The sequence below is a fragment of the Plantactinospora sp. CNZ320 genome, assembly GCF_002846275.1.
Window position 1 is genome coordinate 5,161,222 of the sequence record NZ_PJMP01000001.1, and the last position, 14,445, is coordinate 5,175,666.

Annotated in this window: 16 protein-coding genes and 1 pseudogene; 5 read left to right on the forward strand and 12 right to left on the reverse strand. The window is 66.7% G+C overall.

Going from position 1 to position 14,445, the window contains the following annotated elements; translation table 11 throughout:
• Window positions 1-87: 87 nt before the first annotated feature.
• From CLT71_RS22945 to CLT71_RS22970, 6 genes are all read right to left on the reverse strand, one after another.
• Complete coding sequence (locus CLT71_RS22945; RefSeq protein WP_101368919.1) at window positions 88-348, reverse strand: hypothetical protein; 261 nt, start codon at window positions 346-348, stop codon at window positions 88-90.
• Entirely contained in the window at window positions 345-1,979 is a 1,635-nt protein-coding gene (locus CLT71_RS22950) for an FtsK/SpoIIIE domain-containing protein (RefSeq protein WP_199187685.1), read from the reverse strand. The genes CLT71_RS22945 and CLT71_RS22950 overlap by 4 nt, the downstream gene beginning before the upstream one ends.
• 273 nt (window positions 1,980-2,252) lie before the next feature.
• Window positions 2,253-2,651 carry a transcriptional regulator gene (locus CLT71_RS22955; protein WP_101368920.1) on the reverse strand — a complete coding sequence of 133 codons (399 nt, stop codon included), beginning with the start codon at window positions 2,649-2,651 and terminating at the stop codon, window positions 2,253-2,255.
• A gap of 178 nt (window positions 2,652-2,829) precedes the next feature.
• Window positions 2,830-3,618, reverse strand: a complete 789-nt coding sequence (locus CLT71_RS22960; RefSeq protein ID WP_486483399.1) for a glycosyltransferase family 2 protein — start codon at window positions 3,616-3,618, stop codon at window positions 2,830-2,832.
• Window positions 3,606-4,418, reverse strand: coding sequence for a GntR family transcriptional regulator (locus CLT71_RS22965; RefSeq protein WP_486483400.1), 813 nt, complete (start codon window positions 4,416-4,418; stop codon window positions 3,606-3,608). The genes CLT71_RS22960 and CLT71_RS22965 overlap by 13 nt, the downstream gene beginning before the upstream one ends.
• A 61-nt stretch (window positions 4,419-4,479) precedes the next feature.
• A complete protein-coding gene (locus CLT71_RS22970; protein WP_143743548.1) occupies window positions 4,480-4,836 on the reverse strand; it encodes a hypothetical protein in 357 nt (118 codons plus the stop codon).
• An 899-nt stretch (window positions 4,837-5,735) separates the two neighbouring features.
• Between CLT71_RS22970 and CLT71_RS22975 the strand changes: the two genes are divergently transcribed.
• Entirely contained in the window at window positions 5,736-6,497 is a 762-nt protein-coding gene (locus CLT71_RS22975) for a GntR family transcriptional regulator (protein WP_158242282.1), read from the forward strand.
• A gap of 527 nt (window positions 6,498-7,024) precedes the next feature.
• Entirely contained in the window at window positions 7,025-7,954 is a 930-nt protein-coding gene (locus CLT71_RS22980) for a DNA adenine methylase (RefSeq protein WP_101368924.1), read from the forward strand.
• Here CLT71_RS22980 and CLT71_RS22985 read toward each other — a convergent pair.
• Both CLT71_RS22985 and CLT71_RS37095 read right to left on the reverse strand, forming a co-directional pair.
• A complete protein-coding gene (locus CLT71_RS22985; RefSeq protein ID WP_101368925.1) occupies window positions 7,935-9,401 on the reverse strand; it encodes a hypothetical protein in 1,467 nt (488 codons plus the stop codon). The two genes, CLT71_RS22980 and CLT71_RS22985, sit on opposite strands and share 20 nt — an antisense overlap.
• Before the next feature lie 96 nt (window positions 9,402-9,497).
• Window positions 9,498-9,659, reverse strand: a complete 162-nt coding sequence (locus tag CLT71_RS37095; protein WP_158242283.1) for a hypothetical protein — start codon at window positions 9,657-9,659, stop codon at window positions 9,498-9,500.
• A 743-nt stretch (window positions 9,660-10,402) separates the two neighbouring features.
• Between CLT71_RS37095 and CLT71_RS22990 the strand changes: the two genes are divergently transcribed.
• Both CLT71_RS22990 and CLT71_RS36575 read left to right on the forward strand, forming a co-directional pair.
• A complete protein-coding gene (locus CLT71_RS22990) occupies window positions 10,403-10,987 on the forward strand; it encodes an NYN domain-containing protein (RefSeq protein ID WP_101368926.1) in 585 nt (194 codons plus the stop codon).
• 286 nt (window positions 10,988-11,273) lie between these two features.
• Window positions 11,274-11,504: a hypothetical protein gene (locus CLT71_RS36575; protein ID WP_143743550.1), complete on the forward strand. Its 231-nt coding sequence runs from the start codon at window positions 11,274-11,276 to the stop codon at window positions 11,502-11,504.
• Between the two features lie 19 nt (window positions 11,505-11,523).
• Here the strand turns inward: CLT71_RS36575 and CLT71_RS22995 are convergent.
• The 3 genes and pseudogenes from CLT71_RS22995 to CLT71_RS23000 all read right to left on the reverse strand — a co-directional run.
• Window positions 11,524-11,760, reverse strand: a pseudogene (locus tag CLT71_RS22995) (site-specific integrase); the annotation flags it as partial.
• A 197-nt stretch (window positions 11,761-11,957) separates the two neighbouring features.
• Window positions 11,958-12,257, reverse strand: coding sequence for a hypothetical protein (locus tag CLT71_RS36580; protein WP_143743551.1), 300 nt, complete (start codon window positions 12,255-12,257; stop codon window positions 11,958-11,960).
• A 349-nt stretch (window positions 12,258-12,606) separates the two neighbouring features.
• A complete protein-coding gene (locus CLT71_RS23000) occupies window positions 12,607-12,891 on the reverse strand; it encodes a transcriptional regulator (RefSeq protein WP_143743553.1) in 285 nt (94 codons plus the stop codon).
• A 34-nt stretch (window positions 12,892-12,925) separates the two neighbouring features.
• Between CLT71_RS23000 and CLT71_RS23005 the strand changes: the two genes are divergently transcribed.
• Window positions 12,926-13,549 carry a hypothetical protein gene (locus CLT71_RS23005; protein ID WP_143743555.1) on the forward strand — a complete coding sequence of 208 codons (624 nt, stop codon included), beginning with the start codon at window positions 12,926-12,928 and terminating at the stop codon, window positions 13,547-13,549.
• Between the two features lie 121 nt (window positions 13,550-13,670).
• On the opposite strand, the gene CLT71_RS23010 is transcribed toward CLT71_RS23005, so the two are convergent.
• The gene (locus CLT71_RS23010) at window positions 13,671-14,435 is read right to left on the reverse strand and encodes a hypothetical protein (RefSeq protein WP_101368930.1); all 765 of its coding nucleotides are present in this window, start codon (window positions 14,433-14,435) and stop codon (window positions 13,671-13,673) included.
• Window positions 14,436-14,445: the final 10 nt, after the last annotated feature.

Here is a 14,445-nt window from a genome sequence, read left to right on the forward strand (position 1 = left end):
ACGCGCGCCGGTCCCGTCCTCGATCTCGATGAGGCCCAACCGGTTACAGGCCGGCTCGGTGGGGTGGAGAGCACAGGAGTTCATCAGCTACCTCCGGGCCGGTCGGATGGTGGTGCGGATGTTGTCGGGCGGGTCGCCGAGGGAGGCGACGGCTTCGGACAGGCACCGCCACAGCGCCCACGCCTCGCCGGGGGTGAGGTACATGCGGCGACGGCCGGCACCTACGGCGAGGTAGACGGGGTACGGGTCGGGCCGGTCGGAGTCGACACGGACCGACACGGCCGTGCCTGCTCCGGTGTCGTCGGGAGTGCGGAGGCGGTAGAACCGGCGTCCGGTCGAGTCAGTCACGGCCGCTCACCCCCGTCGCGGTTCCGGTCGGGGTCGAGGAGGTTCAGCAGCGCGTCGGGGAGCAGTGGCCCGGACGACCGTTGCCGGGGCAGGGCTGGCCGCGCGGGTTCGTCGGCGGTTTCCCGGCCGACCTGGGCGAGGATGTCCGCCGCATCCACCGGCGCCGGATAGGTCGCGGCCATGGCCCGGATCTCGTCGTCGGAGATGTAGGAAAAGCGCACCCGGGCCGGTTCCGGGGTGCCGTCGAGGATGACGTACCCGACGCCCTTGGCCCAGCGCGGCATCTGGTCGGCCAGCGCGCCTCGGTTGCGGGCACCGTCACCGAGGACCATGTCAACCTGCGACGCTTCGGTGAGGCCGAGCGCGATGCGGGTGGGGAACAGGTCCCGGAACGGCAGCACCTCTTTGCGCGGGTCCTGCAACGCCGCCACCACCAGGACGCCGACCCCGGCGCCCTGCGACAGCAGCAGCCGCAACGATCCCGCGATCCGCTTACGCAGTTCGGTGTCCTGAAGGTAGGCGGTCAGCGCGGCCATCTCGTCGATGACGACCACGACCAGGGGGTCAGCGACGGTCGGTGTGTGGACCCGGACCGTGCCGGCAAGCCGGGTCTGCCGTTCCCGCAGCACGGTGACCGCCTCGTCCAGGAGGTCGGCCATGGCCTCGAACGACTTGCAGGCGAACCGGGCGAACATTGGCCGCCCCATGGCGAATTCCATCCCACCTTTGGGGTCGATGACCCACAGCCGGACCAGCCCCGACGCGACGCCGCCACCGAGCGCCCGGACAAGGGACCACAGCACGGACCCTTTGCCACGTCGGGTGGCGCCGCCGACCAGGACGTGAGTCGCCAGCAGGTGCAGGCACCAGGTACTCAGGTCCTCCCGCCGGGCAAGGGGCAGCGCGGTGAAGTCCGGCACCGCCGGCACCTCGAACGGCGGGACGGTGGTGCGGAGCGCGTCGGTGCGGACCAGGACCAGGTAGACCACGCTCGGCCGGTCCCGGAACCGCACCCGGTCGACCAGACGGAGCAGCCACGCCCACCGGCCGACCCTCGTCGGTGGGTCGTCGGGGTGCTCGGAGTACACCCGGGCATGCCGCCGCCCGAAGGCGTACGCCAGGTTCGGCGTGACCCGCTGGAAGTCCTCCGGCGTCTGACCGCGCACCATCCGAATCGTCAGCACGTCCAACGCGGGATCGGAGCGGACCGACAGCAGCCGGGGCAGAATCGTTTGGTGGTCGTACCGCTCGGCGAGGCCGCACAGGGTCATGGCCTCGCGCCACACCCGCCGGTAGACGAACGCCCGACGGAACCAGCCCAGCAACGGGCCGGCGAACCAGGCCCACCACGACGACTCGTGCCGCCAACGCCACACCGCCGACACCCCGGCCACCAGGACCAGCAGCGTGACCAGACCCGACCAGCCATAGTCGACGTAGACCGTCAGCAGCAGCGCGGACGAGGCCGTAGCCATCGGATGCCGCAGGCACCACCACAGCGCCCGCCAGCCCCAGCGCAGCAGCAGGCCGGGAATTACCAGCCATTGCGGCAGTTCGAGCCGCTTCGGCCGGATCACCATCAGGTCACCAGCCGAGGTCAACACCACCTCACCCCGGGGCCGCCCGATCATCGGACACCCCGCAGCGACACGAACCGACCGGATGCGTCCCGAACCGCCGGCAGCGGTAGGACGAGCTGGTCGACGCAGAGCGGGCATTGCCCGTCCGCACTCTCGGCCGGGTCGAACAAGGACTGACACATGCCGCACCGCGACCGCGTCTGGGTCGTCCGGCGCCTACGCTTGGACACGTCGAAACCTCTCTCCGCACGAGCAGGGGGATTGACAGAGAGGGGCGGGGCTGCCGTCCGCCAAGATCAGACAGCCCCGCCCACCAAGCAGCAGTCAGGCCGCCGCCATCGAGCTGTTCACGCCGGCCGGAGCGCGCAGGCTGGTTGCCCGCAGCGAGTACGCCATCCGGCCGTTGTTGGCCACGTACGGCGTGACGGTCATGCCGTCGAACTCGACCGCCTCGAACGGCGCGCCGGTCGGCGGGACCGGCTGGTAGTCCGCCGAGATCTTCACCGTCGTTTCCCGCGACCGCTTGCCCAGCTCGGGATCCAGGTCCATCACCCGGACCTGCCACACCCGCTGGCCCGTCACCTTGTCCTTAGCCGGGCTACGACGGCCCGTCTTCTCGTCGTAGTCCTCCACCTCGCCCAGCGACTCGGGCACCAACGCGCACCCCGCCGGAAACACGTCTTCACATCGGACCGCGAACCGGGTCCCTCCACGCAGAGCCATTGCTCAGACCTCCGAGGTCTTGTCTGCCAAGTACCCAACTTGGCTGCCATGTGCGAGATTCGAAAGTACGACTACTTGGCAGACAAGTCAACAAGTACCGGGAAGGTGGTCTACTTCGACCAGAAAAGTCCCGGGCGGACAGGCGCGAACAGACGCCGGCTCCGGTGGTGGGGAGCGGTCAGGAAGGCGACGAGTCCGAGGAGACGGACGGCAGCGAGGCCGACAACAGCGACCGCAGTGCCTCCGCGCGTGCTTCGATGATGTGCATCCGGGCCGCGTGTTCGGCTGGGTCGCGGTGTGCGGGTTGGCCGGTCATCTGGCCGGGCCACTTGCGGTAGTGCAGTCCGGGTTCGGCGATGAAGTAGCCGTCACTGACGACGCTGGCCGCGATGAGCAGGCCGGTGTCCTCGGAGGCGGGCAGGGCCATCCAGCCGCCCAGGGCCAGGAGGAGATCCCGGCGCATGCACAGGGTCGCCGGATGTACGGGTGCCCGGTAGTCGTTGGCCTTCCAGAAGGCGAGGACTGCACCGCGGCTGATGGGGCCGTCGGGTGGGTCCTTGTCCCACCCGTGTGTCGACCCGTCCGGGTGCAGGTCCAGGACCCGCGACGTGACCCAGCCGAGGTGTGGATGATCGGTGAGGGTGGTGATGTCCCGGGCGAGCGCGCCGGGAGTGAGTTGGTCGTCGGCGTCCAGGACCTTGACGAACTCACCTTCCGCCCGCGCCAGGGCGAGAGTCCGGGCGACGCCGGGGCCGCCGGGTCTGCCACTGCCGGGCAGGATCCGAGGATCGTCGGGAAGCTGGTCGAGCAGTAGCCCATCCTGCCCGTCCTCCTGGACGAGCCACTGCCAGTCCCACCCGTCCGGCATCTTCTGATCGGCCAACGACCCGTAGGCGTCGGCGAGATAGCCGACGCTGGGCCAGTGAACCGGTGTGATGACCGAAACGAGTCGGCTCAAGCCTTCCACCGCTTCAGCTTCGTCGTGAAGCAGAGTTCCGTCCGGTCGCCCGGGAAAACGACGTCCGCGACCTCGACCACCCGATCCTGGATGTCGTACGACGTCTTGCGCACGTCCAGGACGGCAACGCCGGATTCGATGTCGAGTAGTTCCGCCTCGTCCGGCAGCGGCGGCCGGGCCTGTACGACCTCTTCGATCCGGTCCAGCTCGATGCCGACGGTGGAGAGCTGGTGTTGCGTGCCGCCCGGCCATGGTTCGTAGTCGGCGGACAGCAGTTGCTTGTTGCCCTTCACCAGGTCATACGGCAGGTAGGAGTACGACGCCGACAGCGGCGCGGTTTCATGACGCGAACTCGTCCAGTAGACCCGCCGCAGCAGCGGCGCACCGACCGGCAGCCCGAACGCCGCCGCCATCTCCTCGTCCGCCTTCACCTCGGAGTACTCGGCGTGGAACTTGAGATCATCCACCGTCAGCCCGGTGTCGTGCTCTGTCCCGCCGGTCCGCCGCCGCTCGGCCTCGTCGAGCAGTACCCGATCCTTCTCCCACTGGTACCGCTCGGTGTTGCGACGCCGGACCCGCTGCCGGGGCGCCCGTACGTAGGTGCCCCGACCCTGCTCGGCCCGGACCAGGCCCCATTCCCGAAGCTGCCGGATGGCGTTCCGCACGCTGGTCCGGGACAGCCCGGACGAGTCGGCCAGCTCCGTTTCGCTGGGCATGGCCACGCCCTGGGGAAGCTCTCCGTTCTCGATCCGGGCGCGCAGCTCCTCGGCAAGCTGGAGATAGCGCGGACGCCAGTCACGAGAACTCACGCCGCTTACGCTACCGCCTAGACGTTGAGACGTCTGCCGGGCCGTCGACCGATCACGTCGGTCAGTCACCCGCCTCGTCCCTCAGTAAAGGATCTTCCTGAACCTGCCAAGCTCCGATCGGGTACGGAAGGTGGATGATCTCGGCGATCAGCCGACCCGTCTGCGCGAACGTGAGCAGCACCGTTTCGGTAGAGCCGTTGCGCGTGACATCGAGCTTCAACAGCGGAGCGTGGGCAGCCCCTCGATCGGCGATGAGTTGGACGCTGATCCAACCGCTGCCCTCCCGGCCGATGGTCGCCAGTCGGCTATGGTGCCGCAGATCTGCTAACACGCAGCCCTGACACCAGATGGGGCACAAATCGCGGGACCTGCTCCCCGCGTACGGCACCCGTCCGTAGTGCTGGTCAGGCTCGGACATCGTCGCCTCCCTGCGGCGGCGTGAATCCCGCTTGGCGCAGTAGGTCGTCCAGGTGCCGGGCGAGCCGCCACACGTCCGGTAGCCGAAGCACCGCCCCGCCGGATCCCCGCCAGCGACCAGCAGCGTGGACCCCGAGCATCGGTAGACCCGCCTGCCCGGCAAACAGGTACACGACCACGCTGCCGCCGCCGCGCCGATCCCCGAGCGCCCGCACCGGCCCCTTGTGATGACGTAGTGGCCGTTCCACCTGAGCAGGCACCATGAACTCACAGCGCTGAGGTACGCACCACGGGGGATGCGCCACCTCGGGCCGCCGTCGAGATGTCCCGCTCACCGGAAGCACCGCCCGCCACGTCCTCGGGACTCCTGCCCAAGGGTCAACAGCCTCGCGGACCGCCAACCGGGGTACTCACGCGTTCGGGTGATAGCCCACGGCGGGACAGCGGGCGGGCGAGCTACGCGGGCCACCCCACGGTGAACAGTTGCGGCAGGCTCCGAGCGATGAGAGTGACGAGCCGACGACCGCCAGAACACGAGTCGGCCGAGCCAGCGAGCACGAACCATCACGACCTCCTTGCAGGGTGAGGTAGGCCGGTGGCCGGCTTCCGGGGGAAGGCAGACCGACCACCGGCCCGATGACGGCACGGCGCACCGCCGGATCGGCGGAGTCGGGTATTGCCGTGCACAGCTCAGGCACACGCAGGGACGCGTCGAACCGCTGTCCAGCGCGTCAGTGCTCTCCGGTTGTGCGGCCGGGCCAGCGGCGTGCCAACCCCTTGTCAGACCTACTGTCCCGGCCGCACTCCTCGAAAGGTACCTACAACTAGGCAACTTGTCTAGACGTCCATTACGGGCATGGATGGCTGTCGAGAACATGGCAGACAGGTACGGTGATGCACGTGCCAACCCCGCACAGACAGCCCCGGTACCGCGCCATTGCCGACAAACTCCGACACCGCATCGCCGTAGGTGCCATTCCAGCCGGTGCCCTCATCCCCTCGGAGAGCGCGCTAACGGCCGAGTTCCACGTCGCTCGCGGGACCATCCGCGAAGCCATCAACGTGCTCCGCAGTGAGGGCCTGGTCGTGACCGAACACGGCCGAGGCACCTACGCCCGCCCCAACCTGCCCATACGTCGACTTGGCCCCGAGCGCTACCTGAACCGACTTCCGCAGCCGGGAGACGGGGCCACCGAGCCGGGGAGCGATCGACTCTCGCCCGATGAACAGGTCGACGCCGAGTATCACGAGGTCTCGGCGGATCCCGAACTCGCCGAGATGTTCGGGGTCGAGCTTGGAAGTAGCCTGCTCAAACGCTGTCTACTGACCAGCGCCTACGGGGTGCCACAGCAACTGACCACCGCGTACTACCTGCTCAGCATGGTCGCCGGGACACCAGTAGCCGATCCAGGCCGTGAACCATGGCCAGGCGGCCATGTCGCACAGCTGCAGTCACTCGGCGTAGCAGTGACAAAGATCCAAGAAGTTGTACGGGCACGTGTGCCCACAACCGACGAGGTCACGGCCCTCCGCCTACCGATAGGCGTGCCGGTCCTCACCGTGATCCGCCGGACGTACGCTCAGGCGCGAATAGTCGAGGTTGCCAGCAGCATGGTGCTCCCTGCGGACCGGGTCGCCTTGGAGTACGAGATTCGGGCATAGATCTCCATGTCCAACCGTCCAGACTTTCTACACGCCTTCAAGGCGGCCCGAGACGGGCCGCACGCGCCGGGGGAGGGGGAGGGGTCGCCGATGGCCACCTCCGACCCCCAGGAGCCGGGCCCTTACCGGTCGAGGTCAGGTCAACTGCGCCGCTGTGGCGGTGTCCGTCGGGGGCATGGTCCGTGACACGAAAGCCGACTCTGCCCGTCCCCGCAGGGGCCGTCCCTACGTCAAGGTCCGCTTGACGTGGCGGGCCGGGCGGCGGCCCACTCCCCCGGAGGGCGGGTCGGGAGCGCGGGCGGTAGCTCGACGAGCTGAGGCTCAGGCCAGATTCTGGACTACGTGTGTTGTAGCGTATATAAACGTTACGTGGTTGGCGAGATCGAGAAGCTCGAGGACTCACGTCTGGACGAGCTCCGGCATCAGGTGCGCGCTGAACGCTTACGGCGTCTAGAGGCTTGGCGGAAGTGCCAGTCTTGCCATGCCCGCTTCCTGGCGCGGCAGGGAGCCCGCTACTGCTCTGGACGATGCCGAACGGCGGCCTGCCGTCTCCGAGCGCGGGAGGCGGCGGCGTGACGAGTCGACTAAGCATTCAGGCCTCGAGGCGCTTCGGAACCCGCTCGCCGCTGCGCTACCCCGGCGGCAAGTCTGCGCTCGCCGGCATGTTCAGCGACCTCATTACCGAACTCGGGATACGCCGCTGCACATACGTCGAGCCGTACGCCGGCGGTGCGGGAGCCGGCATTGCGCTTCTTCGCGAAGGAGTTGTTGACCGGCTTGTAATCAACGATATCGACCCGGCTGTCTATGCCTTCTGGGACTCCGTGATCCACCGTAACGACTCCTTCGTCGAGTGGGTCGAGGCGGTGCCGCTCACCCTCGAAGAGTGGAACCGTCAGCGCGAGGTTTACCGGGCGAAACCTCGAGACGCCGATGCGCTCGGGCGTGCGTTCTTCTACCTGAACCGAACAAACAGGTCAGGCGTCTTGAACGCCGGAGTGATTGGCGGGAAATCCCAAGCCGGCCGCTACAAAATCGACGCCCGCTTCACCCGGCAGACACTTGTGGAGCGGCTCCGCGCCTTGGGTGATCACCGAGACTCGGTCGACGTCACCGCGCTCGATGGGAGAACGGTGATAGAGCGATACCGCCGCAGGCGGACGGCCTTTCTGTACATCGACCCGCCGTACGTGCACGCCGGCTCGCACCTCTACTTGAACGCGTTCGAGGGCCGTGACCACCAGGCACTTGCCAAGACCGTTGGCCGTATCGACGGTGCCCATTGGTTGATGACCTACGACAGTTCGGCCTTCATCGAGCGACTCTACGCCGACCACTTCCAGGCGACTCTCGACCTGAACTACTCGGCGCGCTACCCCGGCAAGGCCACCGAGCTTGTCGTGGCATCCGAGCGCGTCGGGCAACTCCTGCCCACGCTCACGGCGTGTAGGGCTTGAGCAGCAGGGTGAGAACCGACTCCACTAGGCTGTAGGCCAGGCGAACGTCCTGCTCTGTGATCGGGAAGTTTGGGTCGTGAGCAGCGGCATTGAACCAGTGCACTGAGCCGGGCTTGGTCACCGCGCCGGTCGAGATCGTGTTGATGACGTTCTTATGTGGCCGCTGGCTGCCATACGTCGTCACGACGGTCTTGAAGACGGGGCCAAGTTCTCCGCTGACCGGTGTCGGTGATGAGCTGAAGTGCCACTTGATGGTGGCTTCCAGAACGGACCGGAGCAGCATCGCGGTCGCTGCCGGCGTCGTAGCAACAACCACCGCGCGCAGTTCCAGGTAGCGCTTGACGAGATTTGACGGGATCTGGTCGAGCGGGAGCCCACCGATGTGCAGGCCCTTGCGAGTATCTGGGGCATTCGGGCCGCGCTGACCTGCACCGGCTCCGCCGGTTCCCGCTCCGTTGGTTGCGCCTCCGCTCCCACGGCCCACACCGCCGTTCTGAGTCTCTGGGCCACTGGTGCCGTCGTCGTCCGGGTCCTCCGGGCCCTCCGGGTCGTCCGTCGGCGTCGGCTCAGCACCGAGGAGGATTGCCAGCAGAGCATTCTGACTGAGCGAATCCTTCTTGAACTCGGGCGAGCGGGTTGTGAACCTCTCGGCGCGAAAGCCCTCCATCAAGTACTCGACTGCAGCCCGTTGCACCGGCGTTAGGCGCGCCGCGATGGACTCGGGGCTCTTGTTGGTAGGAGTCAGGCGATGGCCGTCGAAGACTGCACCCATCGCGGCCGCGATCGTTCTGGGCCGGTAGGCATACTCGAAGGCTGACATGGTGAGCTTGTCGCTACGCACGTAGTCGTGCAGGCTTTTGTCCTGGTACCTCACCCCGTCGAGGAAGCGCCGCATCTGGACCATCCGAAGGAAGCGGACCACGTCGACGGTGGGGTAGAGCGCCCGGAGGTCGTCGACAGATACGGCCGGTCCGAGCAGTGAGTCGTAATATCGGGCCTGCTGGTCCCGACTCCAACGCTTTTTCGACAGCCCAGTATGGAGGCGAGCGATGTGCGGTCCGGCGTCTGCTCGGCTCGGCGCGACGAGCACTCGGATCTTGTCAGGCATGTTCGTCGCTTCGGCAGCGTAGCGGGTCAGCAGTTCCCGAACCTGGTGCTCGTGCTCGGGGACCAAGTCGGGTTGGCCGATTGCCTTGAGCGCGCTCACCCGGCGATTGCCCTCGAGAACGACGTACGTGCCGCCTTCCTTCACAACGATCGGCACCTCGTTGTCGAAGTAGCCATTGCGCAGAAACAGCTTAATTTGTTCGATGACGTCCTCCGAGGCGAACAAATACTTGAGCGCGGCGGATTCGTCGTCGGGCGTGATCGGGATGCGGTAGTTTTCCAGGTCGAGCGCTAGCGACGCGACGGGTAATTCGATGATCGGCAGCTGCTTGTAGACCATCTGGTTGGTTCCCTTCAACCGGTGCGGGTTAGGCCGACCGACGGCGACGCCGCGGGTCGAGTCGGTGTAGTACTTCCGGGAGACGATCGGCAGTCTTCATGGAAACGTCAACGGGAATCTGCTGCTCGAAACACCACACCCGTACGGCTTGAAGTCCGCGACGAGTGCCGCTCGGATCTCCTTGGCGTAGTTGGACTCGCCTACGGCCTCCTGGTTGCACCAGCCTCGCTGGCCCCACAGGTCAGATGGTCGGATCATTGGCGGAGGCTACCGCTCCTGCCCAAGCACTCGTCAGCCCAGAGCCGTGGAAGTGTCAGGTAGCCGACACCGTGTAGTCGAGACGGGGGTCCGGCCTGGTAACAACGAGCGTCGTCGTTGCTCAGAGCCCCTAACCTGCTCTCCGTGAGTTAAGTCTGACAGCAACCGCGCTGGACAACAGCGCACGAGCGCGGGTGAAGACGGACAAGGCTCCGAGCTAACGGCCGTTCCCGGACGGTGGCGGACGACCTGCACAGAGCTTGTAAGCGAGACGTCCAGACAGACATCTCTGAAAGCGCCCCTGTCTACACCTCGCTGCCTACACCTCGCGCACTGCCGAAACGCTCTCTTCTGGATCAAGGAGCCGCGCTCCGCGCGGCTCGGGCACGGTAATCCCGTCCCGGCGGCGAGCCGCCCCGGCCGCCTGCGGCACCGGGGCGGGAAGCCGCCGACGGCGTCCGGGCTGGCCGCGCCTGTGTCGGACGATCGTGGCGTCCTGGGTAGGAGCCGTGACGATCGCGAGGGTGGTTGGCCGCCGCAGGAGTCGAGGCGATCGGCTGCCGCGGCGGCTCCGCCGCCTTGCCACTGGACTTCGTGGCTAAGCCGAGCCGAAGGCTTGGCCTATCCGCAGAGCGACGCGCGGGCGTGCAGAGGTAGTGCCCCGGCGGACGGTTGAGTCGGCATGCCGACACTCATGAGACGGACTCTGCTCCATCCCGGGCCGTCGGGCGTACCGTGCCTCAGTGGCGTCCAAGAACCCTCCCAACCCCGTCCTCTTCGTCTACGTCGATAACTCGAACGTCTGGATCGAGGGCCAGCGGATTCAAGCCGTCCGCCAAGGTCTCGCTGTGGACCTGGCGGATGCTCAGCGTCGTCAGGTGGCCGCGCAGTGGCACTACGACTTTGGGCGCCTTTACGAACTCGCCTGTCCCTCGACGGCTCAAGTTGGGCGGTCGATCCTGTTTGGCTCGCGACCGCCGGCTGATGACTCCCTTTGGAACATCGCGAGGCGGGAGGGATTCGAGGTGATCACGTACGACCGGAACGCCGCCAACAAGGAGAAGCAAGTTGATATCAGCCTGAGCACCAAGATGATGGAGGACTCGTACGAGTGGATGAAGGTGGCCCGACAGGATGTCGCGGTGCTTGTCGGCGGCGACGGCGACTTCGTTCCGACCGTCAAGTCGTTGAAGCGCCGTGGGCTCGGTGTGCGGGTCGTCTTCTGGTCGCACGCAGTCAGCCGCGAGCTGCGCGAGTCAGCAGACGAGTTCGTGGTGCTTGATCCACACTTCGAGGCGCTTAGCCGAGCCGCTGCGGAGCAGGCATGAGGCGCCAGGTGGAGCATCGTCGGCGTGCCATTAGCGTGCCATTAGGCCAGGCCAACCAGGGTCAACCCAGGCTAGCAGGGACCGCCGTGACCAGGCCGCCGCCCTCATGAGCTGCTGCCCATCGGCGATTCCCAAGCTGACAGTGCGGGTTCGATTCCCGTCACCCGCTCCACGCACGGAAGCCCTGGTCGGGACAGATGTCCCGCCAGGGCTTCCGTGGTTCTAGGGCATGCTGAAACAGGGCTGGGCCATTAGCGGGCCATTACCTCGTCGTAGGCTGTGTCGCGTGGATGCGGTCGTGGCGCTACTGATGGTTGTCGGCAGTCTCGTCGTGATCTTGGCTGGGCTTGCCTGGCTCGCACGTCGTGTCCGGCGTAGTGGCGTGGGCGCGAGGCTGATGGGTCCAATTGACCAGATCTACAACCCAGGTGCCCACCGATCCCGGCAAGAGATCCAAGTGCAGGACCAACGCATGGAAGCCTTTTCTTCAGCCGAGGATCAGTTTCGGCGTGATTGACACCCAACGAGCCATCTGATCAGGCCGTCGATCCGTCGCCCTCGGCGGTCCGCTTGCGCTTGCTCGGCTTGCGTCGGGCCGCCTTGACCGCCTTGTCGATCGCGTCGGCGATGCCCTGGTCGGCCTCCCGGTTGGCGTGCTGGTAGATCAGCGCGGCACGCGGGCTGTCGTGCCCCATCCGCGCCATGATGTCGCGCAGGCTCGCCCCTGGTACCCCCAACGCGAGCGTGTTGCCGGTGTGCCGCAGGTCGTGCCACGGCACGAGCTGGGTTTCCGCCTCATGAGGGACGGGCTCCGCGTCCAGTTCCCAGCGCGGACTTCGGGGTATCGGCCCGAAACCATCGTTTCGTGGCGCCGATCCGTGGCCACGATCGGCGCCCTCACTGATAGTGGCCGCAATGCCCAACGTGTGGTGCCCACGCGCCGCTCACAGAAGTGGAATACACCACATGGTCAGGGCTGGAGTACCTCAGACTCCGTCCGCTCACCCGCGTGATCCCCAATTTGCTGCCTGATCTGCTCGATCAGTGCATCCGCCTGATCTGCGGCAAGATTTCCTTCCACAGAGACCTGCCAACCAGGAGCTTCCATCGAAAATGAGACCTCTGCACCGGCAACCCTGATCCGGTAATCGCCCCAACCCTCGACCGGTTCGACGTCCCAGCCTCGGGGAGTCAGGACCCGGGCAAGGTCGGACCGATGGATGGGAACGCAGGGGTCGGCACCGAGCGAACGGATCAGGTATTCGCGCACGGCAACAGTATGGCAGTGCTCGTACAACTGTCTGCGGTTGCCAAGGGTCGGGCGTCGCTGGGCCGGGCCGCCCGGTCCGTCGCGGCGAGGGGTCGGTAGCGGCACGCCGAGGAGCGCCCACGACCCGCGTCACGGCATCGTCCACAAACGACCCGTCACCCGGTGCGTCTACGCTGTGGCACGCGTACCACGACGCGATCCTCGCCCCACAAGCCGCTAACGGTCAATCCGGTACCCGTCCCCATCGCCGTGCCGCCAAACGCAGCGCAAGCCCGGAGGCACCGCAAGCCCGAAGGCACCGCAAGCCACATGACCCGGAGTACCAGTACGGCTGCCCGGGATAGCCGCCTCAGGGGCCGGGCGGTGCCGGAGTCGGCCGGTACGTGGTGCGACGCATGAAGGCATAGATGCTCTGGTTGATTTCTACCATCGTGACGAGTTCCCAGCCCCACTGCTCGACCATCTCGACCGCGGTCAGCAACAGCTGCACCCGCTCACCCATGACGTGAATATGAGAGTGGATGGCCAGATTGCGGTACGGGTAAGAGCGCAGGTCCGCGCGACCCTCGAGCAGCGCCTTGGCGGACACATACCGTTGAGAGGCAATGATCGCCGCAGATTCGAAGTGGGGCATGCGATCCACCGTATCGAACGGGTAGATTCCCGCCATGACCTCTCTGCGCGCCCTTGCACCACTCGCGGTGACTGTGCTGTCCCTGGCCGCGTGCACCGGAGGTACGCCGCAATCTTCCCCGACGCCACCGACGACCACGCCACCGGCCGCGTCGCCCTCGCAGTCGCCGCTCGCGGCCTATCGCCACTCGGAGCTGGACCTGTGCGAGGCGACCGACCTCGCCCCGCTGGCCAAGCTGAAGCTTACGGTGAAGGAGAAGCGGCGCACGGTGCCCGCTGGGCACACCAAGGGCGAGGGTGAGGCGTGCCTGCACGAGATGACGACGTCGGGCGGCCACATCGCCCGTCTGACAGTGGAGGCGATTCCCGCCGACTCGGTGGACGAGGCGCAGGGTATGTATCAGGCGGTGGAGCAGGACTCGATGAAGGCCGACGGTCCGGTCGCCGGACCGTGGGAGCAGGGCGGGGGACGCACGCTGGACACGACCCAGGGCTACAAGCATTCGGAGTACCTGGTACACACGCTCAGCGGCAACCTGCACATCTCCGTCTGGCTTGCGGTCGGCGGGGAGGCGTACACGCCGAAGGAGGAGCTCGCGCCGATGGTCGAGGCGATTGCCGCGGAGACGTACACGACCGTCACGCGCGCCTGGAAGTAGCGAGGCCAAGTAGCGAGGCCAAGTAGCGAGGCCAAGTAGCGAGGCCAAGTAGCGTGGCCGTAACAGATGTGGGGCGCTCCCGGCGAACGGGAAGCGCCCCACCTGTGTGTACGGGGTCGGCTCAGCCGGTGACGGCCTGCGGCCAGGCGCCGTTGGGGAACTTGCCGTAGTCCACGCGGTCACTGACGGTCTTACGGACGTTCTCGCCCGCCTCCACGATCCGCTTGACGATGCTGAGCATGGTGTTGACCCCGGTCTCCACGAGGGCACCCACCGCGGCGGCGAGCCGGTCGATGGCCCACGGGATGTCGATGATCGTCGCCGCTTCCAGTGCCGCCGCTGTGATCTCGCCGAGGATCCGGCCGACGACAGTGGACAGCTCGGTCACGAAGTTCACGTTGGCCATCGCGATGCCGTACAGCCACTCGCTGATGAAGCCTGCCTTGGCGGCCAGCGCGTCGACGCCCTCCTTCTGCGGGGGCACCACCTTGTCGTTGTAGTAACTGGCCGTGCCGCCCTCCCAGTAGGCGAGGTTGCGGTTGCGGTGCTGGGCGACCACGGAGCTCAGGTTGGAGACGGGCTTCTTGACGCCGTTCAGCCAGTGGAAGCTTGTGTCGATCAGCGACAACACCGGGGTGTAGTGCGCGAGCACCTCACGCGCGTACTCCAGGATCTTGTCAAGGGCTTCCTTGAACTTGTTGATGCTGCGGGTGATCCACAGCTTCACCGCCGGCGAGAGCAGGAACCAGTTGCTGTTGGCGTTCTCGATCGCCGCGTTGGCCTTGTCGATGATCTTGGCTATGTTTTCCCGGATCTGGTTGACGGCCCGCTCGATGGCACTCGTGTGCTCGCTCGCGCTTCCCTGCGGTTCGGCCGGATTCGTCATGCGGGGGTGT

Bases quoted from the DNA above. Each gene is read 5' to 3' on its own strand.
- CLT71_RS23010 (WP_101368930.1), bottom strand. From the start codon at position 14,435: ATGACGAATCCGGCCGAACCGCAGGGAAGCGCGAGCGAGCACACGAGT.
- CLT71_RS23000 (WP_143743553.1), bottom strand. From the start codon at position 12,891: ATGCCCCACTTCGAATCTGCGGCGATCATTGCCTCTCAACGGTATGTG.
- CLT71_RS22955 (WP_101368920.1), bottom strand. From the start codon at position 2,651: ATGGCTCTGCGTGGAGGGACCCGGTTCGCGGTCCGATGTGAAGACGTG.
- CLT71_RS22980 (WP_101368924.1), top strand. From the start codon at position 7,025: ATGCCGAACGGCGGCCTGCCGTCTCCGAGCGCGGGAGGCGGCGGCGTG.
- CLT71_RS23005 (WP_143743555.1), top strand. From the start codon at position 12,926: ATGACCTCTCTGCGCGCCCTTGCACCACTCGCGGTGACTGTGCTGTCC.
- CLT71_RS22985 (WP_101368925.1), bottom strand. From the start codon at position 9,401: ATGGTCTACAAGCAGCTGCCGATCATCGAATTACCCGTCGCGTCGCTA.
- CLT71_RS22970 (WP_143743548.1), bottom strand. From the start codon at position 4,836: ATGTCCGAGCCTGACCAGCACTACGGACGGGTGCCGTACGCGGGGAGC.
- CLT71_RS22950 (WP_199187685.1), bottom strand. From the start codon at position 1,979: ATGATCGGGCGGCCCCGGGGTGAGGTGGTGTTGACCTCGGCTGGTGAC.
- CLT71_RS37095 (WP_158242283.1), bottom strand. From the start codon at position 9,659: ATGATCCGACCATCTGACCTGTGGGGCCAGCGAGGCTGGTGCAACCAG.